Source organism: Thiopseudomonas sp. SA1F2-1K (assembly GCF_057443035.1).
In genome coordinates this window covers 194,428-218,220 of sequence record NZ_CM172014.1, presented here as the reverse complement: position 1 = coordinate 218,220, position 23,793 = coordinate 194,428, and the positions used below count along the sequence as shown (strand labels likewise).

Annotated in this window: 35 protein-coding genes; all 35 read right to left on the bottom strand. The window is 48.6% G+C overall.

Annotated elements, in window-relative coordinates:
* Positions 1-113: 113 nt before the first annotated feature.
* Positions 114-767 (bottom strand): isoprenoid biosynthesis glyoxalase ElbB, encoded by a 654-nt coding sequence (gene elbB, locus AC2T15_RS01105; protein WP_486778503.1) that lies wholly within the window; start codon positions 765-767, stop codon positions 114-116.
* A 42-nt stretch (positions 768-809) separates the two neighbouring features.
* Entirely contained in the window at positions 810-1,226 is a 417-nt protein-coding gene (locus tag AC2T15_RS01100; protein ID WP_486778502.1) for a PACE efflux transporter, read from the bottom strand.
* Between the two features lie 78 nt (positions 1,227-1,304).
* The gene (gene rplQ / locus AC2T15_RS01095; RefSeq protein WP_053100999.1) at positions 1,305-1,688 is read right to left on the bottom strand and encodes a 50S ribosomal protein L17; all 384 of its coding nucleotides are present in this window, start codon (positions 1,686-1,688) and stop codon (positions 1,305-1,307) included.
* 43 nt (positions 1,689-1,731) lie between these two features.
* A complete protein-coding gene (locus AC2T15_RS01090; protein ID WP_053100998.1) occupies positions 1,732-2,733 on the bottom strand; it encodes a DNA-directed RNA polymerase subunit alpha in 1,002 nt (333 codons plus the stop codon).
* Between the two features lie 22 nt (positions 2,734-2,755).
* Positions 2,756-3,376 carry a 30S ribosomal protein S4 gene (gene rpsD, locus AC2T15_RS01085; RefSeq protein WP_053100997.1) on the bottom strand — a complete coding sequence of 207 codons (621 nt, stop codon included), beginning with the start codon at positions 3,374-3,376 and terminating at the stop codon, positions 2,756-2,758.
* Between the two features lie 18 nt (positions 3,377-3,394).
* Positions 3,395-3,784, bottom strand: coding sequence for a 30S ribosomal protein S11 (gene rpsK, locus AC2T15_RS01080; protein WP_053100996.1), 390 nt, complete (start codon positions 3,782-3,784; stop codon positions 3,395-3,397).
* Positions 3,785-3,814: 30 nt separating this feature from the next.
* Complete coding sequence (rpsM, locus tag AC2T15_RS01075; RefSeq protein WP_053100995.1) at positions 3,815-4,171, bottom strand: 30S ribosomal protein S13; 357 nt, start codon at positions 4,169-4,171, stop codon at positions 3,815-3,817.
* 129 nt (positions 4,172-4,300) lie between these two features.
* Entirely contained in the window at positions 4,301-4,417 is a 117-nt protein-coding gene (rpmJ, locus tag AC2T15_RS01070) for a 50S ribosomal protein L36 (RefSeq protein WP_027590520.1), read from the bottom strand.
* A 31-nt stretch (positions 4,418-4,448) separates the two neighbouring features.
* The gene (secY, locus tag AC2T15_RS01065; protein WP_053100994.1) at positions 4,449-5,777 is read right to left on the bottom strand and encodes a preprotein translocase subunit SecY; all 1,329 of its coding nucleotides are present in this window, start codon (positions 5,775-5,777) and stop codon (positions 4,449-4,451) included.
* Positions 5,778-6,212: a 50S ribosomal protein L15 gene (rplO, locus tag AC2T15_RS01060; protein WP_486778501.1), complete on the bottom strand. Its 435-nt coding sequence runs from the start codon at positions 6,210-6,212 to the stop codon at positions 5,778-5,780.
* A gap of 3 nt (positions 6,213-6,215) precedes the next feature.
* Positions 6,216-6,398 (bottom strand): 50S ribosomal protein L30, encoded by a 183-nt coding sequence (gene rpmD, locus AC2T15_RS01055; RefSeq protein WP_053100992.1) that lies wholly within the window; start codon positions 6,396-6,398, stop codon positions 6,216-6,218.
* Positions 6,399-6,400: 2 nt separating this feature from the next.
* A complete protein-coding gene (gene rpsE / locus AC2T15_RS01050) occupies positions 6,401-6,922 on the bottom strand; it encodes a 30S ribosomal protein S5 (RefSeq protein ID WP_053100991.1) in 522 nt (173 codons plus the stop codon).
* Positions 6,923-6,925: 3 nt separating this feature from the next.
* Complete coding sequence (gene rplR, locus AC2T15_RS01045; RefSeq protein ID WP_053100990.1) at positions 6,926-7,276, bottom strand: 50S ribosomal protein L18; 351 nt, start codon at positions 7,274-7,276, stop codon at positions 6,926-6,928.
* A gap of 11 nt (positions 7,277-7,287) precedes the next feature.
* Positions 7,288-7,821: a 50S ribosomal protein L6 gene (rplF, locus tag AC2T15_RS01040; protein WP_053100989.1), complete on the bottom strand. Its 534-nt coding sequence runs from the start codon at positions 7,819-7,821 to the stop codon at positions 7,288-7,290.
* Positions 7,822-7,832: 11 nt separating this feature from the next.
* Entirely contained in the window at positions 7,833-8,225 is a 393-nt protein-coding gene (gene rpsH / locus AC2T15_RS01035) for a 30S ribosomal protein S8 (RefSeq protein WP_053100988.1), read from the bottom strand.
* A 173-nt stretch (positions 8,226-8,398) separates the two neighbouring features.
* Complete coding sequence (rpsN, locus tag AC2T15_RS01030) at positions 8,399-8,704, bottom strand: 30S ribosomal protein S14 (protein ID WP_486778500.1); 306 nt, start codon at positions 8,702-8,704, stop codon at positions 8,399-8,401.
* 10 nt (positions 8,705-8,714) lie between these two features.
* Positions 8,715-9,254, bottom strand: a complete 540-nt coding sequence (gene rplE, locus AC2T15_RS01025; RefSeq protein WP_053100986.1) for a 50S ribosomal protein L5 — start codon at positions 9,252-9,254, stop codon at positions 8,715-8,717.
* A 17-nt stretch (positions 9,255-9,271) separates the two neighbouring features.
* Positions 9,272-9,586, bottom strand: a complete 315-nt coding sequence (gene rplX / locus AC2T15_RS01020) for a 50S ribosomal protein L24 (protein ID WP_053100985.1) — start codon at positions 9,584-9,586, stop codon at positions 9,272-9,274.
* Between the two features lie 12 nt (positions 9,587-9,598).
* Positions 9,599-9,967, bottom strand: coding sequence for a 50S ribosomal protein L14 (rplN, locus tag AC2T15_RS01015; RefSeq protein ID WP_053100984.1), 369 nt, complete (start codon positions 9,965-9,967; stop codon positions 9,599-9,601).
* A 23-nt stretch (positions 9,968-9,990) separates the two neighbouring features.
* The gene (gene rpsQ / locus AC2T15_RS01010; protein ID WP_053100983.1) at positions 9,991-10,257 is read right to left on the bottom strand and encodes a 30S ribosomal protein S17; all 267 of its coding nucleotides are present in this window, start codon (positions 10,255-10,257) and stop codon (positions 9,991-9,993) included.
* Between the two features lie 2 nt (positions 10,258-10,259).
* Positions 10,260-10,451, bottom strand: a complete 192-nt coding sequence (gene rpmC / locus AC2T15_RS01005; RefSeq protein WP_053100982.1) for a 50S ribosomal protein L29 — start codon at positions 10,449-10,451, stop codon at positions 10,260-10,262.
* On the bottom strand, positions 10,451-10,864 hold the full coding sequence (gene rplP / locus AC2T15_RS01000) for a 50S ribosomal protein L16 (protein ID WP_053100981.1): 414 nt from the start codon (positions 10,862-10,864) through the stop codon (positions 10,451-10,453). Before rplP ends, rpmC begins: the two co-directional genes overlap by 1 nt.
* Before the next feature lie 12 nt (positions 10,865-10,876).
* Positions 10,877-11,563: a 30S ribosomal protein S3 gene (rpsC, locus tag AC2T15_RS00995; protein WP_053100980.1), complete on the bottom strand. Its 687-nt coding sequence runs from the start codon at positions 11,561-11,563 to the stop codon at positions 10,877-10,879.
* 13 nt (positions 11,564-11,576) lie between these two features.
* The gene (gene rplV / locus AC2T15_RS00990) at positions 11,577-11,909 is read right to left on the bottom strand and encodes a 50S ribosomal protein L22 (RefSeq protein ID WP_053100979.1); all 333 of its coding nucleotides are present in this window, start codon (positions 11,907-11,909) and stop codon (positions 11,577-11,579) included.
* A gap of 12 nt (positions 11,910-11,921) precedes the next feature.
* Positions 11,922-12,197 (bottom strand): 30S ribosomal protein S19, encoded by a 276-nt coding sequence (gene rpsS, locus AC2T15_RS00985; protein ID WP_053100978.1) that lies wholly within the window; start codon positions 12,195-12,197, stop codon positions 11,922-11,924.
* 16 nt (positions 12,198-12,213) lie between these two features.
* The gene (gene rplB / locus AC2T15_RS00980) at positions 12,214-13,035 is read right to left on the bottom strand and encodes a 50S ribosomal protein L2 (protein WP_053100977.1); all 822 of its coding nucleotides are present in this window, start codon (positions 13,033-13,035) and stop codon (positions 12,214-12,216) included.
* A 14-nt stretch (positions 13,036-13,049) separates the two neighbouring features.
* Positions 13,050-13,349 carry a 50S ribosomal protein L23 gene (gene rplW / locus AC2T15_RS00975; RefSeq protein ID WP_053100976.1) on the bottom strand — a complete coding sequence of 100 codons (300 nt, stop codon included), beginning with the start codon at positions 13,347-13,349 and terminating at the stop codon, positions 13,050-13,052.
* The gene (rplD, locus tag AC2T15_RS00970; RefSeq protein ID WP_053101978.1) at positions 13,346-13,948 is read right to left on the bottom strand and encodes a 50S ribosomal protein L4; all 603 of its coding nucleotides are present in this window, start codon (positions 13,946-13,948) and stop codon (positions 13,346-13,348) included. Before rplD ends, rplW begins: the two co-directional genes overlap by 4 nt.
* A gap of 16 nt (positions 13,949-13,964) precedes the next feature.
* Positions 13,965-14,600 carry a 50S ribosomal protein L3 gene (gene rplC, locus AC2T15_RS00965; RefSeq protein WP_053100975.1) on the bottom strand — a complete coding sequence of 212 codons (636 nt, stop codon included), beginning with the start codon at positions 14,598-14,600 and terminating at the stop codon, positions 13,965-13,967.
* An 86-nt stretch (positions 14,601-14,686) separates the two neighbouring features.
* Positions 14,687-14,998 carry a 30S ribosomal protein S10 gene (rpsJ, locus tag AC2T15_RS00960; RefSeq protein ID WP_003186070.1) on the bottom strand — a complete coding sequence of 104 codons (312 nt, stop codon included), beginning with the start codon at positions 14,996-14,998 and terminating at the stop codon, positions 14,687-14,689.
* Between the two features lie 140 nt (positions 14,999-15,138).
* Complete coding sequence (tuf, locus tag AC2T15_RS00955) at positions 15,139-16,338, bottom strand: elongation factor Tu (protein ID WP_053100960.1); 1,200 nt, start codon at positions 16,336-16,338, stop codon at positions 15,139-15,141.
* A 30-nt stretch (positions 16,339-16,368) separates the two neighbouring features.
* Positions 16,369-18,471 (bottom strand): elongation factor G, encoded by a 2,103-nt coding sequence (gene fusA, locus AC2T15_RS00950; protein ID WP_486778499.1) that lies wholly within the window; start codon positions 18,469-18,471, stop codon positions 16,369-16,371.
* Positions 18,472-18,489: 18 nt separating this feature from the next.
* The gene (gene rpsG / locus AC2T15_RS00945) at positions 18,490-18,960 is read right to left on the bottom strand and encodes a 30S ribosomal protein S7 (protein WP_053100971.1); all 471 of its coding nucleotides are present in this window, start codon (positions 18,958-18,960) and stop codon (positions 18,490-18,492) included.
* A 92-nt stretch (positions 18,961-19,052) separates the two neighbouring features.
* Positions 19,053-19,424 (bottom strand): 30S ribosomal protein S12, encoded by a 372-nt coding sequence (gene rpsL / locus AC2T15_RS00940; protein ID WP_053100970.1) that lies wholly within the window; start codon positions 19,422-19,424, stop codon positions 19,053-19,055.
* Between the two features lie 136 nt (positions 19,425-19,560).
* Positions 19,561-23,754 carry a DNA-directed RNA polymerase subunit beta' gene (gene rpoC, locus AC2T15_RS00935; RefSeq protein ID WP_286594549.1) on the bottom strand — a complete coding sequence of 1,398 codons (4,194 nt, stop codon included), beginning with the start codon at positions 23,752-23,754 and terminating at the stop codon, positions 19,561-19,563.
* Positions 23,755-23,793: the final 39 nt, after the last annotated feature.

Here is a 23,793-nt window from a genome sequence, read left to right as displayed (position 1 = left end):
CGGCGGTTAAGTCCGACGTGACGTTTAAGCTCAAGACCAACACAATACTCTCCCCCACCGTCTTCCCGGGCTTGCCCCGGGATCCATTAGCTCGGTTAAGGCAGGTGCATCAACTAAGCGCGCTTTACCACCTCATCCACCAGCTCAAAAATACCCTCAGCCGCTTGGCTGATGTTTTCCGCCAGCATATAGGCTGGGGTGGTTACTAGATTATTTTTTTCATCAATCACCAACGCATCTACCGTGCAGGTTTGATGCTTGGCGCCCATTTGTTCTAGTGCTTCGGCGGTGGCCGGATCGCTACCAATGGTACACAGCACGCCCTGCCCAAAAAACTTAGCCGCTAAGGCCGGAGCAATACACATTAACCCCACCGGCTTACCAGCAGCCACAAAGCTTTGTACCGCAGCCAAGGTGGCTGGTTCTACCGTGCAATTGGCGCCATTAAAGGCAAAGTCTGATAGGTTTTTTGCCGCGCCAAAGCCACCGGGTAAAATCACTGCATCAAACTCAGCGGCCGTTAACTCCGTCACCGCTTTACAATTGCCTCGGGCGATGCGAGCCGACTCAAGCAACACATTGCGCGTCTCTGACATCTCTTCGCCGGTTAGATGATTAATGACATGGTGTTGCTTAATATCAGGGGCAAAGCACTGCACCGTAGCGCCTAATTGATCTAAACGCAGCAGGGTCAGCACTGCCTCGTGAATCTCACTGCCGTCATACACACCACTACCGGATAAAATCACTGCAATTTTTTTACTCATCTGCCGCTCCTCAAATCAATGATTAATTGTACCTAAGCTAAATCACAGGGCCGATTCTGGCAAACCAAAGATTCGATCAAAGCCCCAGTTAAAGACAAAGGTATAAAACAAAAAGAACAACAACAAGCCAATATCCAAGGCCAAGGCTTCAAATACCCCAATCGAAAGCCACCAAGCCAATAAGGGAATCGTCATCAAGGCCAGGCCCGACTCAAAACCCACTGCATGCACCACTCGGCGTCGAATACTCCGACCTTTAACTGTTTGCCGCCTTTCCCAGGCTTCAAAGCTGTAATTCCAAATCAGATTCCATACCACCGCAATCACTGAAATCACCACCGACACCGCGCCAGAGTGCGCAGAATCATGCCCTAGCAGCATTAACAGCAACGTGGTCAGAACTATGGCAATGGTTTCAAATAAGCTGACATACACCAGTTTGCGCTTTAAGCCCTGCATCCTTCACCTTTGATCAAATATGATTAGCCACAAAAAAGCCGAGCACTAGGCTCGGCTTTTTTAAATAAACCCTAAGGCTTATTCTGCTTCTACTTCACCAGCTACCGGACGGTCAACCAGTTCCACATAAGCCATAGGTGCGTTGTCACCTGGACGGAAACCGCACTTTAAGATGCGCAGGTATCCACCCTGACGGGTTGCATAACGCTTACCTAAATCGTTGAATAACTTGCCTACCGCTTCTTTCGAGCGAGTACGGTCAAAGGCTAAACGACGATTAGCAACACTGTCTTCTTTGGCTAAAGTGATTAGCGGCTCGGCTACGCGGCGCAGTTCTTTAGCTTTAGGCAATGTGGTTTTGATCAACTCATGCTCGAACAGCGACACAGCCATGTTCTGGAACATAGCCTTGCGGTGGGCGCTAGTACGGCTTAGGTGACGGCCACTTTTACGATGACGCATGATTCAATTCCTTACCAAACTCTCTCGTTGGTGGTAATGACGATCAGGCCGTGGCCTTGTCGTCTTTCTTCAGACTTGCAGGCGGCCAGTTGTCGAGGCGCATACCCAGAGATAAACCACGCTCAGCCAGAACGTCTTTAATTTCAGTTAAAGATTTCTTACCGAGGTTTGGCGTTTTCAGTAACTCTACTTCGGTGCGCTGAATCAGATCACCAATATAGTAGATGCTTTCTGCTTTGAGGCAGTTAGCGGAACGCACGGTTAACTCTAAATCATCCACAGGGCGCAGTAAGACAGGATCAATCTCGTCTTCTGGTTTCTCTTCTTCAACCGGCTCTTCGCTTTGTAAATCAACGAAGGCAGCTAATTGATGCTGAAGAATAGTTGCGCTGCGACGAATGGCTTCTTCAGGATCTAAAGTGCCATTGGTCTCTAAGTCGATGACTAACTTATCTAAGTCAGTACGCTGCTCAACACGAGCATTTTCTACCACATATGCCACACGGCGAACCGGGCTGTATAACGCATCAAGTTGTAGACGGCCGATAGAACGGCTTTCATCATCGTCTTGCGTACGTGCGTCGGCTGGCTGATAGCCACGACCACGCGCAATACGCAACTTCATGTTTAACTCACCCTTGTCAGCTAAATGGGCAATGATGTGGTCGCCATTGACGATTTCAACATCATGATCCAGCTGAATATCGGCAGCAGTCACCACACCCGGCCCTTTTTTGCTCAGGCTTAGGGTGGCTTCGTCACGTCCGTGCATAATCACGGCCAAGCCTTTGAGGTTGAGCAGGATTTCGATGACGTCTTCCTGCACTCCTTCAATGGCACTGTACTCGTGCAACACACCGTCAATTTCGACTTCTACCACTGCACAGCCGGGCATTGAAGACAACAAAATGCGTCGTAACGCGTTGCCTAAAGTATGTCCAAAACCACGCTCGAGCGGCTCGAGCGTAATTTTGGCGCGGGTTGGACTAACCTGATCAACATTAATTTGACGTGGGGTTAGAAACTCATTTACCGAAATCTGCATGGATACACCTATTTTCTAGCCCTTACTTGGAGTAGAGCTCGACAATCAGGCTTTCGTTGATGTCGGCTGATAAATCGCTACGAGCAGGAACGCTTTTGAACGTACCTTCTTTCTTCGCAGTATCCACCTCAACCCACTCTACGCGACCGCGTTGGGCGCAAAGTTCGAGAGCCTGGGAAATACGTAATTGGTTTTTCGCTTTTTCGCGAACAGCCACTACATCACCTGGTTGTACCTGGAAAGATGGAATGTTTACCGTCTTACCATTTACTGTGATCGCTTTGTGCGAAACCAGTTGACGGGACTCAGCGCGAGTTGCACCAAAACCCATGCGGTATACCACGTTATCTAAACGTGATTCCAGCAATTGCAGCAGGTTTTCACCAGTTGCACCTTTACGGCGCGCTGCTTCTTTGTAGTAGCCACGGAATTGGCGTTCTAGCACACCGTAAATACGACGTACTTTTTGTTTTTCACGCAACTGTAAGCCGTACTCAGATAAACGAGTGCGACGTTGGCCATGTTGACCAGGTGCGGTTTCTAAGTTGCATTTTGACTCAATCGCGCGCGCACCACTTTTCAAGAAAAGATCTGTGCCTTCACGACGAGACAGTTTGCATTTTGGACCAATGTAACGAGCCATTTTTCACTGTCTCCTTGATTACACGCGACGTTTTTTAGGTGGACGGCATCCGTTGTGCGGAATAGGCGTCACATCTGTAATGCTAGAAATTTTGTAGCCGCAGCCGTTTAACGCACGAACTGCAGACTCACGTCCAGGACCTGGGCCCTTAACGTTAACTTCTAAGTTTTTCAAGCCAAATTCGAGGGCCGCTTGACCCGCACGCTCAGCAGCAACCTGCGCAGCGAACGGCGTACTTTTACGCGAACCACGGAATCCTGAACCACCTGAGGTTGCCCAAGACAGAGCATTACCTTGACGGTCAGTAATAGTAACAATTGTGTTGTTGAAAGAAGCGTGGATGTGGGCGATGCCATCAACCACCGTCTTTCTTACTTTTTTACGAGCACGAGCAGCTGGTTTAGCCATGATCAAATTCCTATCTAGAAACCAATACGATTATTTACGGATTGGTTTGCGTGGACCTTTACGAGTACGCGCGTTAGTTTTAGTGCGCTGACCGCGAAGTGGTAAGCTACGACGATGGCGAATACCACGGTAGCAACCTAAGTCCATCAAGCGTTTGATATTCATGTTAATTTCGCGGCGTAAGTCACCTTCAGTAGTTAACTTAGCTACTTCACCACGTAATTGATCCAACTGCTCTTCGCTTAGATCTTTAATTTTCGCTTCTGGAGCAATGCCAGTCGCGGCACAGATTTTCTGTGCAGTTGTGCGTCCTACACCGTAGATGTAGGTCAGCGAGATAACAGTATGCTTGTTATCCGGAATGTTAACGCCTGCAATACGGGCCATTCAGTGAAACTCCAATTGACAGCTACCTGAGCCCCGGAAGCCAAGAAAGGGCGCAAGAGTTTAACGCTGTAATAATCATTAATCAACCTAGCAGCGCACTAGCTGCTAGATTATTGACGCAAACACAAATTAGCCTTGGCGCTGTTTGTGACGCGGTTCTGCTTTACAGATCACACGTACGACACCGTCGCGACGTACGATCTTACAGTTACGGCATAGTTTCTTTACTGATGCACGAACTTTCATTACCCACTCCTCCAACCTTACGAACTAGTGCTTAGCGGATCATGCCGCTGCCATAGCCCTTCAGGTTTGCTTTTTTCATCAGGGAATCGTACTGGTTAGAAACGAGGTGCGATTGTACTTGAGCAATGAAGTCCATTACAACCACAACAACGATCAACAGCGAGGTCCCGCCAAGATAGAACGGAACGTTTGCCGCCACCACAAGAAACTGCGGCAACAAACATACGGCCGTCATGTATAAGGAACCGAACACCGTTAAGCGAGTAAGTACGCCATCAATGTAGCGTGCTGATTGCTCACCGGGACGGATACCTGGGATAAACGCACCAGATTTCTTAAGGTTTTCCGCAACATCTTTCGGGTTAAACATTAAAGCTGTATAGAAGAAGCAGAAGAAAATAATCCCTGCGGTAAACAGAATAATGTTTAACGGCTGGTTAGGCGCTAATGCTTGTGACAGATCAGCTAACCAACCCATGCCTTCAGACTGACCAAACCACTGACCTAAAGAAGCCGGGAACAGTAAGATACTGCTCGCAAAAATAGCAGGAATAACCCCAGCCATATTAACTTTTAAAGGTAAGTGACTTTGCTGTGCTGCAAACACTTTGCGGCCTTGCTGACGCTTTGCGTAATGCACAGCGATACGACGCTGACCACGCTCCACAAACACAACGAAACCAATAATCGCAACGGCAAGTAAACCAATCGCCATTAAGGCGAAAATGTTGATGTCTCCTTGACGCGCAGATTCAAAAGATTGTCCTATCGCCGACGGCAAACCTGCCACAATACCAGCAAAAATCAGCATCGAAATGCCGTTACCGATACCACGCTCAGTAATTTGCTCACCCAGCCACATCATAAACATTGCGCCCGCTACAAAGGTAGTGATCGCTGTAAAGTAGAAGCTGAAGTCGGTTGCGAAAGTAACACCTTGACCGGCCAAGCCCATAGACATACCAAATGCCTGAACCAAAGCCAACGCCAAGGTGCCGTAACGGGTGTACTGGCTAATCTTACGACGACCAGCTTCACCCTCTTTCTTCAACGCCTCAAGCTGTGGGCTAACCGCTGTCATTAATTGCATGATGATCGACGCCGAAATATACGGCATGATCCCCAAGGCAAAAATAGACATACGTTCTAGCGCACCGCCTGAGAACATATTGAATAGACTGAGAATGGTTCCCTCGTTCTGTCGAAACAGATCAGCGAGTCGTTCGGGGTTAATTCCTGGTACCGGAATATGCGCACCAATTCGATAAACGATAATCGCCATGAATAGAAAGCGCAAACGAGCCCAAAGCTCGGATAATCCGCCGCCACCTAACGCTGAGAGAGCACCTTGCTTAGCCATTTATTCCTCGATCTTACCGCCTGCTGCGATGATAGCTTCACGGGCACCTTTGGTAGCCCCGATGCCTTGCAAAGTGACTGCACGAGTCACATCACCTGACAGCATAACTTTAACGCGCTTAACGCTAGCGTTAATCAGGTTTGCTTCACGCAGAGTTTGCAAAGAAACAACGTCGCCTTCCACTTTTGCAAGTTCAGAAGTACGGATTTCAGCACGCACAAGCGCCATACGTGAGGTAAAACCAAACTTAGGTAAACGCTTGTATATAGGCTGTTGACCACCCTCGAAGCCCGGAGCAACTTTACCGCCTGAACGTGAAGTCAAACCTTTGTGACCACGACCAGCAGTTTTACCTAGACCAGAACCGATACCACGGCCTAAGCGAAGTTTCTCACGGCGGGCACCAGGTGCAGAACGTAAATCGTTCAATTGCATGGCTTAGCCCTCCACACGGAGTAAGTAATAAGCTTTATTGATCATACCGCGGTTTTCTGGAGTATCCAGAACCTCTACGGTGTGACCAATGCGACGTAGGCCGAGGCCACGTACGCAGGCTTTATGATTAGCCAAACGGCCGTTTGTGCTCTTAACTAGAGTCACTTTAACAGTTGCTTGAGACATGGTTAGAGAATCTCCTCGACACTCTTGCCACGCTTAGCTGCTACTGAATCAGGGGACTGCATATTTTTCAGACCCTTGAACGTTGCGTAAACAACGTTGATTGGATTCGTAGAGCCGTAGCACTTAGCGAGTACGTCTTGAACACCAGCCACTTCTAAAACAGCGCGCATTGCACCGCCAGCAATTACACCCGTACCTTCCGAAGCAGGTTGCATGTAAACGCGTGAAGCACCGTGAACAGATTTAATTGGGTACTGCAAAGTTACACCGTTCAGATCCACTTGGATCATGTTGCGACGTGCTGCTTCCATTGCTTTTTGAATGGCTGCAGGGACTTCGCGTGACTTACCACGGCCAAAACCTACGCGACCTTTACCATCACCCACTACGCTTAACGCGGTGAAAGTGAAGATACGACCACCTTTTACGGTTTTAGCAACACGGTTAACTTGCACTAATTTTTCGATATAGCCTTCGTCGCGGCTATCTTCGCGGTTATCGCGTTTTTGCTCGTGATTTGCCATAACTTAAAACTCCAGCCCGCCTTCACGAGCAGCATCAGCCAATGCTTTCACACGGCCGTGGTACTTGAAGCCAGAACGGTCAAAAGCCACTTTGGCAACTCCTACCGCTTTAGCACGCTCGGCAACTAATTGGCCAACTTTCTTGGCCGCTTCGATGTTACCTGTTGCGCCATCGCGCAGTTCTTTATCTAAAGTAGAAGCTTGAACTAATACTTTACCGCCGTCAGCAGAAATCACTTGGGCGTAAATGTGCTGCGAAGAGCGATACACGCAAAGACGAACTGTTTGCAGTTCTTGCATTTTCAGGCGTGCTTTGCGAGCGCGACGCAGTCTTGAAACTTTTTTGTCGGTCATTTTGCTAGGCCCTACTTCTTCTTAGCTTCTTTACGAAGTACGTTTTCTTCAGCGTAACGTACACCCTTGCCTTTGTATGGCTCTGGGCGACGGTAATCGCGAATCTCTGCCGCTACTTGACCAAGTACTTGCTTATCAATACCGCGAATCACGATATCAGTAGCACTTGGAGTTTCTGCGGTTACGCCTTCTGGCAGCTCATACTCGATTGAGTGAGAGAAACCTAATGCGAGTGAAAGCACACTACCTTTAGCTTGCGCACGGTAACCTACACCAACTAGTTGTAGCTTACGCTCAAAGCCTTGGCTTACACCCACTACCATATTGTTTACTAAGGCACGGGTAGTACCGGCCATAGCACGTGACTGTTGATCACCACTGCGAGCTGCAAAACGTAACTCGCCATCCTCTTGAGAAACCTCAACGGCTGGGTGAATAGTCAATTCTAAAGCGCCTTTAGCGCCTTTTACCGAAAGCTGTTGGCCAGCGAGTTTAAGTTCTACGCCAGCAGGTAGCTTAACGGGATTTTTAGCAACGCGAGACATGCTTGATCCCCTTAGAATACACTGCAAAGAACTTCGCCACCGATACCGGCAGCACGCGCGGCGCGATCAGTCATCACACCTTTATTGGTGGAAACAATCGCTACACCCAGTCCGCCACGGACTTGCGGCAATTCACCAGCAGCTTTGTACTGGCGCAGACCAGGACGGCTTACGCGTTGTAACTCTTCGATGACCGGACGGCCTTCGAAATACTTTAGTTCGATGGAAAGCAGAGGTTTCGCGTCACCGCTGATCTGATAATCCGCTACGTAACCTTCTTCTTTTAACACGTTCGCAACAGCGACTTTCAGTGTTGAAGAAGGCATGGTAACTACGGATTTCTCAGCCATCTGGGCATTACGGATACGAGTTAGCATATCAGCTAACGGGTCCTGCATACTCATGGGCTTGTAGCTCCTGAAAAGATTGAGGTCTCTCGACCATTAGAAACACGCACACAAAACCCTCGGTCTTGTTGCGAGTCAGGCATTGTAAATGAAATAGTAAAAACGAATCAAGCCCCAATGAAGGGGCTTGATCATTTTTTCAACAAACTGAAATAATTTCAGTTGTTAAATTACCAGCTAGCCTTAACTAAACCTGGTACATCACCGCGCATTGCAGCTTCACGAAGTTTGTTACGGCTTAGTCCGAACTTACGGTATACACCGTGCGGACGGCCAGTGATGCGGCAGCGGTTACGTAAACGTGAACGGCTTGCATCACGCGGTTGCTTTTGTAAAGCAACCTGCGCGTCCCAACGCTCTTCAGCGGTGGAGTTCGGATTGGCGATGGTTGCTTTGAGCGCTGCACGCTTTTCAGCGAATTTAGCGACCGTGCGCTGACGCTTCAGCTCACGGTTTTTCATGCCCATTTTAGCCATTTGCTAATCCTCAGTTACGGAACGGGAATTTGAAAGCCTTGAGTAACGCACGGCCTTCATCATCGTTACGCGCAGATGTAGTTAGAGTAATATCTAAACCACGTAGCGCATCGATTTTATCGTAGTCGATTTCTGGGAAGATAATCTGCTCTTTTACACCCATGCTGTAGTTACCATGACCGTCGAACGATTTGCCGTTCAGGCCACGGAAGTCACGTACACGTGGTAAAGAGATACTTAGCAGACGGTCTAAGAACTCGTACATACGATCGTTACGTAAAGTTACTTTAACCCCGATCGGCCAACCATCACGGATTTTAAAACCAGCGATAGATTTGCGCGCATAGGTGACCACTGGCTTTTGACCGGTGATTTTTTCTAGATCAGCCACTGCGTTATCGATAATTTTCTTATCAGTAACGGCTTCACCTAAACCCATGTTCAGAGTGATTTTAGTAATACGTGGAACTTCCATCACGTTAGCTAGCTTAAGTTCTTCTTTAAGCTGTGGTGCAAGTTCGTTACGGTATAAATCTTTTAATCGTGCCATCATTTCACCTATTTATCTCAAGCGCCAACTGGCTTTTGAGTGGATTTGAAGACACGAATCTTTTTGCCGTCTTCAACTTTAAAACCAACGCGATCAGCCTTGTTAGTTTCTGCGTTAAAAATAGCCACATTAGAAACGTGCAATGGCGCTTCTTTCTCGACGATACCGCCTTGAGTTCCGAGCATTGGATTAGGCTTAGTGTGGCGTTTAACTAAGTTAACACCAGCCACTACTACGCGATTATCAGCCAGTACTTTTAGTACTTTACCTTTTTCGCCCTTATCCTTGCCGGCAATGACGATGACCTCGTCGTCACGACGAATCTTTTGCATGACGGCTACTCCTTACAGTACTTCGGGTGCGAGTGAAACGATTTTCATGAACTTCTCAGTACGAAGTTCGCGCGTCACTGGCCCGAAGATACGTGTTCCGATTGGCTCTTGCTTAGTGTTCAAAAGAACAGCAGCGTTGCCATCGAAACGAATGATGGAACCATCTGCGCGACGTACACCGTGACGGGTACGCACAACAACAGCGGTCATTACTTGGCCCTTTTTCACTTTGCCGCGTGGAATTGCTTCCTTAACGGTAACCTTAATGATGTCACCGATTGCAGCATAGCGGCGGTGTGAACCGCCTAGGACCTTGATGCACATTACACGACGCGCGCCGCTGTTATCGGCCACATCGAGCATAGATTGAGTCTGAATCATATAATTTCTCCGACCCTAGGCCCTTAGACCACTTCTGCGCGTTCAACGATTTCAACTAATGCCCAAGACTTAGTCTTAGCTACCGGACGAGTTTCACGAATAGTGACTTTGTCGCCGATACGGCATTGGTTGGTTTCATCGTGGGCGTGCAGTTTGGTCGAACGCTTAAGATATTTACCAAAGATTGGGTGCTTAACGCGACGCTCAATCAATACAGTAATGGTTTTGTCCATTTTATCGCTAACAACACGACCGGTTAGCGTGCGGACTACATTCTGAGCTTCAGCCATGATTAATTACCTGCCTTCTGGTTGAGCACAGTTTTAACGCGCGCAATGTCGCGTCTAACTTGTGTGAGCAGGTGTGACTGCCCTAACTGACCAGTTGCTTTCTGCATACGCAGATTGAACTGATCGCGCAGTAATTCGAGCAACTGCTCATTCAACTGCTCTACTGATTTTTCACGAAGTTCGTTAGCTTTCATCACATCACCGTCCGTTTAACAAAGGAGGTAGCGATAGGTAACTTCGCAGCGGCTAAAGCAAATGCTTCACGCGCGAGTTCTTCGGACACACCTTCAATTTCGTATAGGACCTTGCCCGGCTGAATTAGGGCTACCCAATATTCAACAGAACCTTTACCTTTACCCATACGAACCTCAAGAGGCTTCTTGGTAATTGGCTTGTCGGGGAAAACACGGATCCAGATTTTACCACCACGCTTAACGTGACGGGTCAACGCACGACGCGCTGCTTCAATCTGACGTGCTGTTAGGCGACCACGGCCAGTAGCTTTTAAAGCATACTCACCGAAGCTAACCTTGCTGCCGCGTTGTGCTAGACCACGGTTGTGGCCTGTCATCATCTTGCGGAACTTCGTACGCTTTGGCTGTAACATGTGGCGTACTCCTTATCGTCCAGCTTTCTTACGCGGTGTTGGTGCAACAGGTTTTAGTTCTTCGTGCTGGCCACCGATGACCTCGCCCTTAAAGATCCAAACCTTTACGCCTAAAACACCATACGTAGTATGAGCTTCATAGGTGGCATAATCGATATCTGCGCGCAACGTGTGCAACGGCACACGGCCTTCGCGATACCACTCCGAACGTGCGATTTCAGCACCACCAAGACGACCGCCTACCTGAATCTTGATACCTTTGGCACCAAGACGCATTGCGCTCTGTACCGCACGCTTCATAGCGCGACGGAACATTACACGACGCTCTAATTGCTGAGCAACGCTCTGAGCAACCAGCATCGCATCGAGCTCTGGCTTACGAATCTCTTCGATATTGATGTGCACAGGCACACCCATTTTCTTGGTCAGGTCCTGACGCAGTTTTTCTACATCCTCACCTTTTTTCCCGATAACAATACCAGGACGCGCAGTGTGGATAGTAATGCGTGCAGTCTGAGCTGGACGAGCGATGTCGACACGGCTCACGGACGCGTTTTTTAGTTTGTCTAAAAGATACGCACGTACTTCTAAGTCAGCATTCAGATAATCCGCATAATCTTTGCGGTCTGCATACCAGACTGACGTGTGATCTTTGACGATTCCCAGGCGTATGCCAACGGGATGTACTTTCTGACCCATCTGATCAACTCCGTTACTTGTCGGCAACCTTGACAGTGATATGGCAAGAGCGCTTGATGATACGATCTGCACGGCCTTTAGCGCGTGGCATGATACGTTTCAAAGAGCGACCCTCGTTAACGAAAACAGTTGATACGACTAAATCGTCGATATCAGCACCTTCGTTATGCTCTGCGTTGGCTACAGCCGACTCAAGAACTTTCTTGAAAAGCACAGCAGCTTTTTTGCTGCTGAAGGCTAACAAGTTAAGCGCTTCACCCACTTTCTTCCCGCGAATTTGGTCAGCGACCAAGCGAGCTTTCTGAGCGGAAATGCTAGCGCCGGATAACTTAGCAGCTACTTCCATCTTACTTACCCCTTAGCGTCTGGCTTTCTTGTCTGCTACGTGACCACGATAGGTACGAGTAGCAGCAAATTCGCCGAGTTTATGGCCAACCATATCTTCGCTCACGAGAACGGGAACGTGTTGACGACCGTTATGTACTGCGATGGTTAAACCCACCATTTGCGGCAGAATGATAGAGCGGCGCGACCAGGTTTTTACTGGTTTGCGATCGTTCTTCTCTACCGCGGTTTCGACCTTCTTCAAGAGGTGAAGATCGATAAAAGGACCTTTTTTCAGTGAACGTGGCACTAGTTTATCCCTCTAATTACTTGCGGCGATGAACAATCATGTTGGTAGTGCGCTTGTTGGTACGAGTTTTCGCACCCTTCGTTGGCTTGCCCCACGGAGTAACCGGGTGACGACCACCAGAAGTACGACCCTCACCACCACCGTGTGGGTGATCTACAGGGTTCATAGCAGCACCACGAACGCTTGGACGAACACCCGCCCAACGCTTCGCACCAGCTTTACCATAGGAGCGCAAGAAGTGCTCATGGTTTGAAACTTCGCCTAATGTTGCACGGCAATCTGCGAGAACTTTACGCATCTCACCTGAACGTAAACGCAGGGTCACGTAGTTGCCTTCACGGGCAACAACTTGCGCTGAAGTACCAGCTGAACGTGCAATTTGCGCGCCCTTACCTGGCTTTAACTCAATCGCGTGAACCGTAGAACCTACTGGTACGTTACGTAAAGGTAAGCAGTTACCCGCTTTAATCGGAGCGTGGGCGCCCGACATTAATTGCTCACCGGCACTAACACCTTTAGGGGCTAATACATAGCGACGCTCGCCGTCTAAGTACTTTAATAGTGCAATGTGTGCGGTACGGTTTGGATCGTATTCTAAGCGCTCAACGATAGCTGGGATGCCATCTTTGTTGCGACGGAAGTCGACCAAACGATAATGTTGCTTATGACCACCACCGATATGACGGGTAGTAATACGGCCATTATGGTTACGACCACCAGTCTTCGATTTTTTCTCGAGCAGTGGTGCGTAAGGAGCGCCTTTATGCAACTCCTTGTTGACTACGCGAACGACGAAACGGCGTCCAGCGGAAGTCGGTTTGCATTTAACAATTGCCATGATGCACCTCTAGCTTACTCAGCAGCGCTGATGAAATCGAGATCCTGGCCTGGCTGCAGCGCAATGTACGCTTTTTTCCAGTCGCTACGCTTGCCTAAACCACGAGCAGTACGCTTAGTCTTACCGTTTACTTTAACGGTAGTAACGTTAGCTACTTTAACCTCGAACAGTTGTTCAACAGCGGTCTTGATTTCCAGCTTAGTTGCATCGACTGCAACTTTGAAAACGAACTGACTTTTACCGTCAGCTAACATAGTGGCCTTTTCAGAGATGTGCGGGCCAAGTAGCACTTTGAATACGCGTTCTTGGTTCATCCTAGCATCTCCTCAAACTTCTTAACTGCAGAGACAGTCATTAAGACTTTGTCATATGCAATTAGGCTCACTGGATCAGAACCTTGTACGTCACGCACATCTACGTGTGGTAGGTTACGTGCAGCTAAGTACAGATTCTGCTCAACTGAATCGGAAACAATCAGTACGTCCTGTAAACCTAAAGCTTCTAACTTAGTGAGTAAGCCTTTAGTTTTGGGCGCATCAACTGCAAATTCTTCAACAACGACTAAGCGCTCTTGACGAACCAATTCTGCAAGAATAGAACGCATCGCAGCGCGATACATTTTCTTGTTTAGTTTTTGCGAATGATCTTGTGGACGCGCAGCAAATGTAGCACCACCGCCAACCCAGATTGGGCTACGGATACTACCTGCACGGGCACGACCAGTTCCTTTCTGACGCCATGGCTTACGGCCACCACCAGAAACTTCGGAACGTGTTTTTTGCTTTTTAGTGCCTTGACGACCACCAGCCATGTAAGCAACAACTGCTTGGTGTACTAGTGTCTCGTTAAACTCAGCGCCAAAAGTACGCTCACAAACTTCGATAGCTTGGGCGCCATTAACATTTAATTGCATTTTCGGCATTCCTCTCTTAACCGCGAGCCTTGACTGCCGGACGCACAATCACATCACTACCAGTAGCGCCTGGTACAGCACCTTTAACCAATAGTAAATTGCGCTCAGCATCAACACGCACCACTTCAAGGGATTGCACGGTCACGCGCTCAGCGCCCATATGACCAGACATTTTTTTACCCTTAAATACGCGACCTGGAGTTTGGCACTGACCAATAGAACCAGGGACACGGTGAGATACGGAGTTACCGTGTGTGTTGTCTTGTCCGCGGAAATTCCAGCGCTTAATGGTACCGGCAAAGCCCTTACCTTTAGACTGGCCAGTAACGTCTACCTTTTGACCTGCTTCAAATAACTCGGTAGTTACTTGATCGCCGGCTTGGTATTCGCCTTCTTCCAGACGGAACTCAACCACTTTACGACCAGCTGCAACGCCAGCCTTAGAGAAGTGACCTTTCTGTGCTTTAGTAACACGTGAGTCACGACGTACGCCGTAAGTCACCTGTACAGCACGATAACCGTCAGTCTCTTCTGTTTTGAATTGGGTCACGCGATTCGGTTCGACTTCAATTACAGTCACCGGAATCGAGACACCTTCTTCGGTGAAAATACGGGTCATGCCGCATTTACGACCGACTACACCAATAGTCATGCTTTAAAACCTCATGAGTGTACGGGGCTTTCACCCGCTATGGCCGCCCATTGCAGAGCGTTACACGACGTAAGTCGCTGTATGACTTAGCCGAGGCTAATTTGTACTTCCACACCCGCTGCAAGGTCGAGCTTCATAAGAGCATCAACAGTTTTATCTGTTGGCTGAACGATGTCCAGCACACGCTTATGAGTACGAATCTCATACTGGTCACGCGCGTCTTTGTTAACGTGCGGAGAAACCAGAACAGTGAATCGTTCCTTACGAGTAGGGAGCGGGATCGGACCACGCACCTGAGCACCAGTACGTTTCGCAGTTTCTACGATTTCCTGGGTTGATTGATCGATCAGGCGATGGTCAAAAGCCTTCAACCGGATACGGATTTGTTGATTTTGCATTTTGACCTCAGACTCCTAGTATTTCCCTGCCACGTGCAATCACGAAGCAAAAGGAGGCGCAATTTTAATCTTGCATTACCAGCATGTCAACTATAAACACAAAAAGCCCCCATAAAGGAGGCTTCTTGCTGATTCATTGCTTAAGCAATAATTTTCGCAACAACGCCCGCACCTACGGTACGACCGCCTTCACGAATCGCAAAGCGTAAGCCTTCTTCCATCGCAATCGGCGCGATCAAAGTAACTTCTAGCTTAACGTTATCGCCTGGCATTACCATTTCTACGCCTTCTGGCAGTTCACAGTTACCAGTTACGTCCGTAGTACGGAAGTAGAACTGTGGACGGTAGCCTTTGAAGAACGGAGTATGGCGACCACCTTCGTCTTTAGACAGAACATAAACTTCTGCTTCAAACTTGGTGTGCGGCTTGATCGTGCCTGGCTTAGCCAGTACTTGACCACGCTGAACATCTTCACGCTTAGTACCACGCAGTAAGATACCGCAGTTCTCACCCGCACGACCTTCGTCGAGCAGTTTACGGAACATCTCAACACCGGTACAGGTAGTTTTAGTGGTGTCTTTAAGACCAACGATCTCGATCTCTTCACCTACTTTAATGATACCGCGCTCAACACGACCAGTTACTACAGTACCACGGCCTGAAATTGAGAATACGTCTTCGATTGGCATCAAGAACGCCTGATCGATTGCACGTACTGGCTCTGGGATGTACGCGTCTAAAGTTTCTACCAGGGTCTTAACCGCAGTAGTACCTAGGCCGTTTTCATCTTCGCCGTTCAGTGCCATTAATGCAGAACCGGTGATGATTGGGGTGTCATCGCCTGGGAAATCGTAAGTGCTGAGCAGATCACGCACTTCCATTTCAACTAGCTCTAACAGCTCTTCATCGTCAACCATGTCCGCTTTGTTCAGGAACACAACGATGTACGGAACACCTACCTGACGTGACAGCAGGATGTGCTCACGGGTCTGTGGCATAGGGCCATCAGCCGCTGAACAAACCAGAATAGCGCCGTCCATCTGAGCAGCACCAGTGATCATGTTCTTAACGTAGTCGGCGTGACCTGGGCAGTCAACGTGCGCGTAGTGACGAGTCGGAGAATCGTACTCTACGTGTGACGTGTTAATAGTGATACCACGTGCTTTCTCTTCTGGAGCGTTATCGATTTGGTCATAGCCCTTAGAAGAGCCTGCGCCACCGAAAACTTCAGCACATACACGAGTTAATGCAGCTGTTAACGTGGTTTTACCGTGGTCAACGTGACCAATAGTACCAACGTTTAAGTGCGGTTTACTGCGTTCGAATTTTTCCTTAGCCACGATATGTAACCTCTTACTTAATGGGCGGGATCAATCTTGTTTTTTAACAATCGCATCAGCGATGTTCGCTGGTGCTTCTGCGTACTTTGAGAACTCCATAGAGTAGCTCGCGCGACCTTGTGACATGGAGCGAACGTCGGTAGCGTAACCAAACATCTCTCCTAAAGGAACCTCTGCGCGAATTACCTTACCTGATGGGCTGTCATCCATACCCTGAATCAGGCCGCGGCGACGGTTCAAGTCTCCCATCACGTCACCCATGTAATCCTCTGGCGTTACAACTTCAACCTGCATCACTGGCTCTAGTAACACAGCACCGCCTTTTTGTGCAAGCTGTTTTGTTGCCATAGACGCAGCGATCTTAAACGCCATTTCGTTGGAGTCAACATCGTGGTACGAACCGTCGAAAACTGTCGCTTTCAGACCGATCAGAGGATAACCGGCTACCACACCGTTTTTCATCTGCTCTTCGATACCTTTCTGGATCGCAGGAATGTAATCTTTTGGAATTACACCACCAACGATTTCGTTGTGGAACTCCAACCCTTCCTGACCTTCGTCAGCAGGGGCGAAACGAATCCAACAGTGACCAAACTGACCACGACCACCAGACTGACGAACGAACTTACCTTCAATTTCGCAGCTGTTGCGGATTGTTTCACGGTAAGCAACTTGAGGCTTACCAATGTTTGCTTCAACGTTAAACTCACGACGCATACGGTCAACCAGTACGTCTAGGTGAAGCTCACCCATACCAGAAATAATGGTTTGACCAGTCTCTTCGTCAGTCTTAACGCGGAACGATGGATCCTCTTGTGCCAAACGGCCAAGAGCAATACCCATTTTCTCTTGGTCAGCCTTGGTTTTTGGCTCAACCGCTACCGAGATAACAGGCTCTGGGAACTCCATACGCTCAAGAATGATTGGGTTATCCATGTCACACAGAGTTTCACCTGTGGTCACGTCTTTCATACCAATCAATGCTGCGATATCACCCGCGCGCACTTCTTTAATCTCTTGACGATCGTTAGCGTGCATCTGCACCATACGACCTACGCGCTCACGCTTACCTTTAACTGAGTTCAGAACTGAGTCACCGGAAGACAGAACACCCGAGTAAACACGAACGAAGGTTAAAGTACCCACGAATGGGTCAGCAGCAATTTTGAACGCTAGCGCAGCAAATGGCTCGCTATCGCTTGACTTACGCTCGCCAGTTTTCTCTTCGTCATGTGGATCAACACCTTTAATCGCAGGAATTTCATCCGGCGCTGGTAAGTAGTCGATCACGGCGTCAAGTACTAATGGCACTCCTTTGTTCTTGAACGAAGAACCACAAACCGCAGGTACGATTTCACACGCAATAGTGCGCGCGCGCAGACCGGCTTTGATTTCTTCAATAGACAGCTCACCTTCTTCAAGGTACTTATCCATTAATTCTTCGTTAGCTTCAGCCGCAGCTTCCACTAGGTTAGAACGGTACTCTTCTGCTTCAGCAAGCATTTCGGCAGGGATTTCTTCCTCACGGAAGGTCATGCCCATGTCGTTGTCGTTCCAGTAGTAGGCTTTCATGTTGATTAAATCAACTTGACCTACGAAGTTCTCTTCAGAACCGATAGGTAACTGAATAGGCACTGGCGTGTGACCTAAGCGCTGTTTAATTTGCGCTACAACGCGTTTAAAGTCAGCACCTTGACGGTCTAGCTTGTTCACGTAAACGATACGTGGAACACCGTACTTGTTTGCTTGACGCCATACGGTTTCAGACTGCGGTTCAACACCTGAAGAACCACAGAATACAACCACAGCACCGTCAAGTACACGCAGCGAACGCTCAACTTCAATGGTGAAGTCAACGTGGCCGGGGGTGTCAATTACGTTAACACGGTAGTTGTCATACTGCTTTTGCGAACCCTGCCAGAAAGCAGTGACCGCCGCAGAAGTAATAGTAATACCGCGTTCTTGCTCTTGCGCCATCCAGTCTGTGGTACTAGCACCATCGTGGGTTTCACCCATCTTGTGGTTAACACCCGTGTAGAACAGGATACGCTCGGTAGTTGTAGTTTTACCCGCGTCTACGTGAGCACAGATACCGATGTTACGGTAGCGGTTAATTTGTGTTGTACGAGCCACAATAGGTTCCTCGCTAGATTAGAAGCGGTAGTGCGAGAAGGCTTTGTTCGCTTCCGCCATACGGTGAACGTCTTCACGCTTCTTAACAGCAGCGCCTTTACCTTCTGAAGCATCTAGCAGTTCGCCTGCTAAACGTAGCGCCATAGATTTCTCACCACGCTTGCGCGCAGCTTCAACTAACCAACGCATGGCTAGCGCGTTACGACGAGATGGACGCACTTCAACAGGAACTTGGTAAGTCGCACCACCAACGCGGCGGGACTTTACTTCGACCAGCGGAGCGATGGCCTCGAGTGCTTTCTCGAAGATTTCCAGTGGCTCACTGTTTTTACGTGCTTTAACGGTGTCTAATGCACCATAAACAATACGCTCGGCAACGGCTTTTTTACCGCTTTCCATAACGTGGTTCATAAATTTAGCGAGGATCTGACTTCCGTACATTGGATCGTCTAGGATCTCACGCTTTGCGACTACGCGACGTCTTGGCATTGATAAGCCCTCAAACGGTCTTCAGGTTAGCTCGGGACTCCTGTTACAGCGCCCGACCTTACTCTTATCGACTCGATATTAAAAAATGATTACTACTTAGGACGCTTAGCACCGTATTTAGAACGGCCTTGCTTACGATCCTTAACTCCAGAAGTATCTAAAGAACCACGTACGGTGTGATAACGCACACCCGGTAAGTCTTTAACACGTCCACCACGGATTAACACAACGCTGTGCTCTTGCAAGTTGTGGCCTTCACCACCGATGTAAGAAGCGACTTCGTAGCCGTTAGTTAAACGTACACGGCACACTTTACGGAGTGCTGAGTTAGGTTTTTTAGGCGTAGTGGTATATACACGAGTACATACTCCACGACGCTGTGGGCAGTTTTGTAGCGCAGGTACGTCGCTTTTTTCGACGATACGCTTGCGCGACTTACGCACCAGCTGGTTAATTGTTGCCATCTATTTGCTCCACTGTTGTCTTTCGACACGAAAAAATGGCCAAATAAAATTCAGCCAAAATCAAGGGTACAAGAGTCTAATGAGACTCTTGTACCCAGTCAAGTTAATTACCACTCTTTTTACTGAGCAATAATCACTATTCTGCTAAGTTCAGCGCCTCTGTCAGTGCTGCTTCTACATCGCTGGCACTCACATTACCACTGTCTAGCGCACGCTGGTTTTTACGCTCAGCATGATAAGCCAAACCCGTACCGGCAGGAATCAAGCGGCCGACCACTACGTTTTCTTTCAGACCACGTAAGTAGTCGCGCTTACCTGTCACTGCAGCTTCAGTCAATACGCGCGTCGTTTCTTGGAACGATGCGGCAGAGATAAACGACTCAGTTGACAAGGACGCTTTGGTAATACCTAACAGGACGCGCTCATACTTGGCAGGGAAACGATCTTTCGCTTCTAACTGCTCATTTTCTTCCAATACCTGGGTGTATTCCGCTTGATCACCTTTGATCAGGCTAGAATCACCTGAGTCCAAGATCTCAACTTTACGCAGCATCTGACGCAGGATGGTTTCGATGTGCTTATCGTTAATTTTTACCCCTTGCAGGCGGTAAACTTCTTGGATCTCAGTCACGATGTAGCGCGCTAAAGCACTCACACCTAACAGGCGTAAAATATCGTGTGGGTTGCTTGGGCCGTCGGAAATAACTTCCCCACGGTTTACTTGCTCCCCTTCGAACACGTTCAGGTGACGCCACTTGTGGATTAGCTCCTCATATGGCTCGCTACCATCGGTAGGTGTAATCACTAAGCGACGCTTAGTGGTCGTTTCTTTACCGAAGGAAATAGTACCGCTGATTTCCGCCAGAATCGCCGCTTCTTTTGGACGACGAGCTTCAAATAAGTCAGCCACGCGGGGCAGACCACCCGTAATATCACGGGTTTTTGAAGTTTCTTGCGGAATACGGGCAACTACGTCACCAATATTAATCCGGCCACCATCGGTTAAGTTAACCAACGCATGGGCAGGCAAGAAGTACTGGGCAATAACGTCAGTGCCAGGTAACAGCAAGTCATTACCTTGCTCGTCGACCAGTTTAATGGCTGGGCGCAACTCTTTACCGGCCGCCGGACGATCTTTCGGATCCAGTACCTCAATGTTACTTAAACCAGTGAGCTCATCCGTTTGGCGCTTGATGGTAATACCATCTTCCATACCCACAAACTGAATGGTACCGGTGGTTTCAGAAACGATCGGGTGAGTGTGCGGATCCCATTTGGCGATAATCGCACCGGCCGCCACTTTTTCGTTTTCTTTAACCGAGATAACCGCACCGTATGGCAGCTTATAGCGCTCGCGCTCGCGACCAAACTCATCGGCAATCGCCAACTCACCTGAACGCGACACCGATACCAGATTGCCGTCTTCACGGGTTACGTGCTTGACGTTTACCAGACGCACGGTACCGCCGTTTTTAACCTGTACGCTATCCACCGCTGAAGTTCGGCTCGCCGCACCACCAATGTGGAAGGTACGCATGGTTAGCTGGGTACCCGGCTCACCAATTGACTGAGCTGCAATAACCCCAACCGCTTCACCCATGTTCACAATGTGGCCACGGGCTAGATCACGACCGTAACAGGCCGAACAAATACCATGGCGCGTGTCACAGGTAATCGGTGAGCGTACTAAAATCTCATCGATACTGTTGGCTTCAATAAACTCAACCCAATGCTCATCCACTAGTGTTCCAGCTGGTACCAATACTTCATCGCTGGCCGGATCCAGTACATCTTGAGCTACAACACGACCAAGTACACGCTCACCTAATGGCTCTACAACGTCACCGCCTTCAATGTGCGGAGTCATTAACAGACCCTTATCGGTACCGCAATCTACTTCTGTTACTACTAAGTCTTGGGCCACATCAACCAGACGACGGGTGAGGTAACCGGAGTTAGCGGTTTTCAACGCGGTATCTGCCAGACCTTTACGCGCACCGTGAGTAGAAATAAAGTACTGCAGTACGTTTAGACCTTCACGGAAGTTAGCGGTAATTGGTGTTTCAATAATCGAGCCATCAGGTTTTGCCATCAGACCACGCATACCAGCTAGCTGACGAATCTGCGCCGCAGAACCCCGCGCGCCCGAGTCAGCCATCATATACATAGAGTTGAAGGACTCTTGCTCAACTTCGTTGCCATCACGATCAACCACCTTCTCTTTAGAGAGGTTAGCCATCATTTTCTTGGACACTTCGTCGTTGGCTTTAGACCACAGGTCAATTACCTTGTTGTACTTCTCACCCTGGGTAACCAGACCCGAGGCATACTGATCTTCAATTTCTTTAACGTCATCAATCGCAGCGTTAATGATCTCGGCTTTCTCATCAGGGATAACAAAGTCATTCACCCCAATCGACACTCCAGAAATCGTGGAGTAAGCAAAACCGGCGTACATTAACTGGTCAGCAAAGATTACGGTTTCTTTTAAACCAACGCTGCGGTAGCACTGGTTAATTAAGTTAGAAATCGCTTTCTTTTTCATGCTTTGGTTAACCAAAGCAAAAGGAAGACCATCAGGCACGATTTGGAATAACAGTGCACGACCGATCGTGGTATCCACTAAATGGGTGGTATAGACCAGTTCGCCTTGCTCATTTTTCTCAGCTTCGGTGATCCGCACCTTAACTTTTGCGTGCAGTGAAGCTTCACCGGCGCGATACACGCGGTCTACTTCTTGCAAGTCAGCAAAAATTCGGCCTTCACCTTTGGCGTTAACTGCTTCACGGGTCATGTAGTACAGACCCAAGACCACGTCCTGGGAAGGAACAATAATCGGCTCACCGTTTGCAGGCGATAAGATGTTGTTGGTTGACATCATTAACGCACGGGCTTCTAACTGAGCCTCTAAGGTCAGTGGCACGTGAACCGCCATCTGGTCACCGTCGAAGTCAGCGTTATAGGCCGCACAAACTAAGGGGTGCAACTGAATCGCTTTACCTTCAATTAGTACCGGCTCAAATGCCTGAATACCTAAACGGTGCAGTGTTGGTGCACGGTTTAGCAGTACTGGGTGCTCGCGAATCACATCAGCTAACACGTCCCATACTTCTGGCAGCTCACGCTCAACCATTTTCTTCGCCGCTTTAATGGTGGTCGCTAAACCACGCTCTTCTAGCTTGCCGAAGATAAAAGGCTTAAATAGCTCAAGCGCCATTTTTTTCGGTAGACCGCACTGGTGCAGACGTAAGGTAGGTCCTACGGTAATTACCGAACGGCCCGAGTAGTCAACCCGCTTACCTAACAGGTTCTGACGGAAACGACCCTGCTTACCCTTAATCATATCGGCTAAAGACTTAAGCGGACGCTTGTTACTACCAGTAATCGCACGACCACGACGACCGTTATCTAACAGCGCATCTACTGACTCTTGCAGCATACGTTTTTCGTTACGTACGATAATGTCAGGTGCAGCTAAATCTAACAGGCGCTTTAAGCGGTTGTTACGGTTAATTACCCGGCGGTACAGATCGTTCAAATCTGAGGTCGCAAAACGACCACCATCCAAGGGTACCAGCGGGCGTAAATCTGGCGGTAATACCGGCAGTACTGTCAGAATCATCCACTCAGGCTTATTACCTGAGGCGTGGAAGGCTTCCATCAGCTTTAAGCGCTTAGAAAGTTTTTTGATCTTGGTCTCAGAGTTGGTTTGCGGAATTTCTTCACGCAGACGCTCAATCTCGTAGTCCAGATCAATTTGCATCATCAGTTCGCGAATAGCTTCAGCACCCATGCGGGCATCAAAGTCATCACCAAACTCTTCTAAGGCTTCAAAATACTGTTCGTCATTGAGCAGCTGGTTTTTCTCCAAGGTAGTCATACCCGGATCAATCACCACGTAGCTTTCAAAATAAAGCACACGCTCAATGTCACGCAGTGTCATATCCAATAACAAACCGATACGGCTAGGTAAGGACTTCAAGAACCAAATATGCGCAACCGGCGAGGCCAGCTCGATGTGGGCCATACGCTCACGACGAACTTTAGATAAGGCCACTTCAACACCGCACTTCTCACAAATAACGCCGCGGTGCTTCAAACGCTTGTACTTACCGCACAAGCACTCATAGTCTTTAACGGGACCAAAAATTTTGGCACAGAATAACCCATCACGCTCTGGCTTGAACGTACGATAGTTGATGGTTTCTGGCTTTTTAACTTCACCAAATGACCAGGAGCGAATCAGTTCTGGTGAGGCGAGCGAAATTTTAATCGCATCGAACTCTTCATTCTGGCTCTGGTTTTTTAATAGATTCAATAAATCTTTCAAGGCCTTTCCTCCAAGTGGAGCAAGGAGCGGGATTCGCTC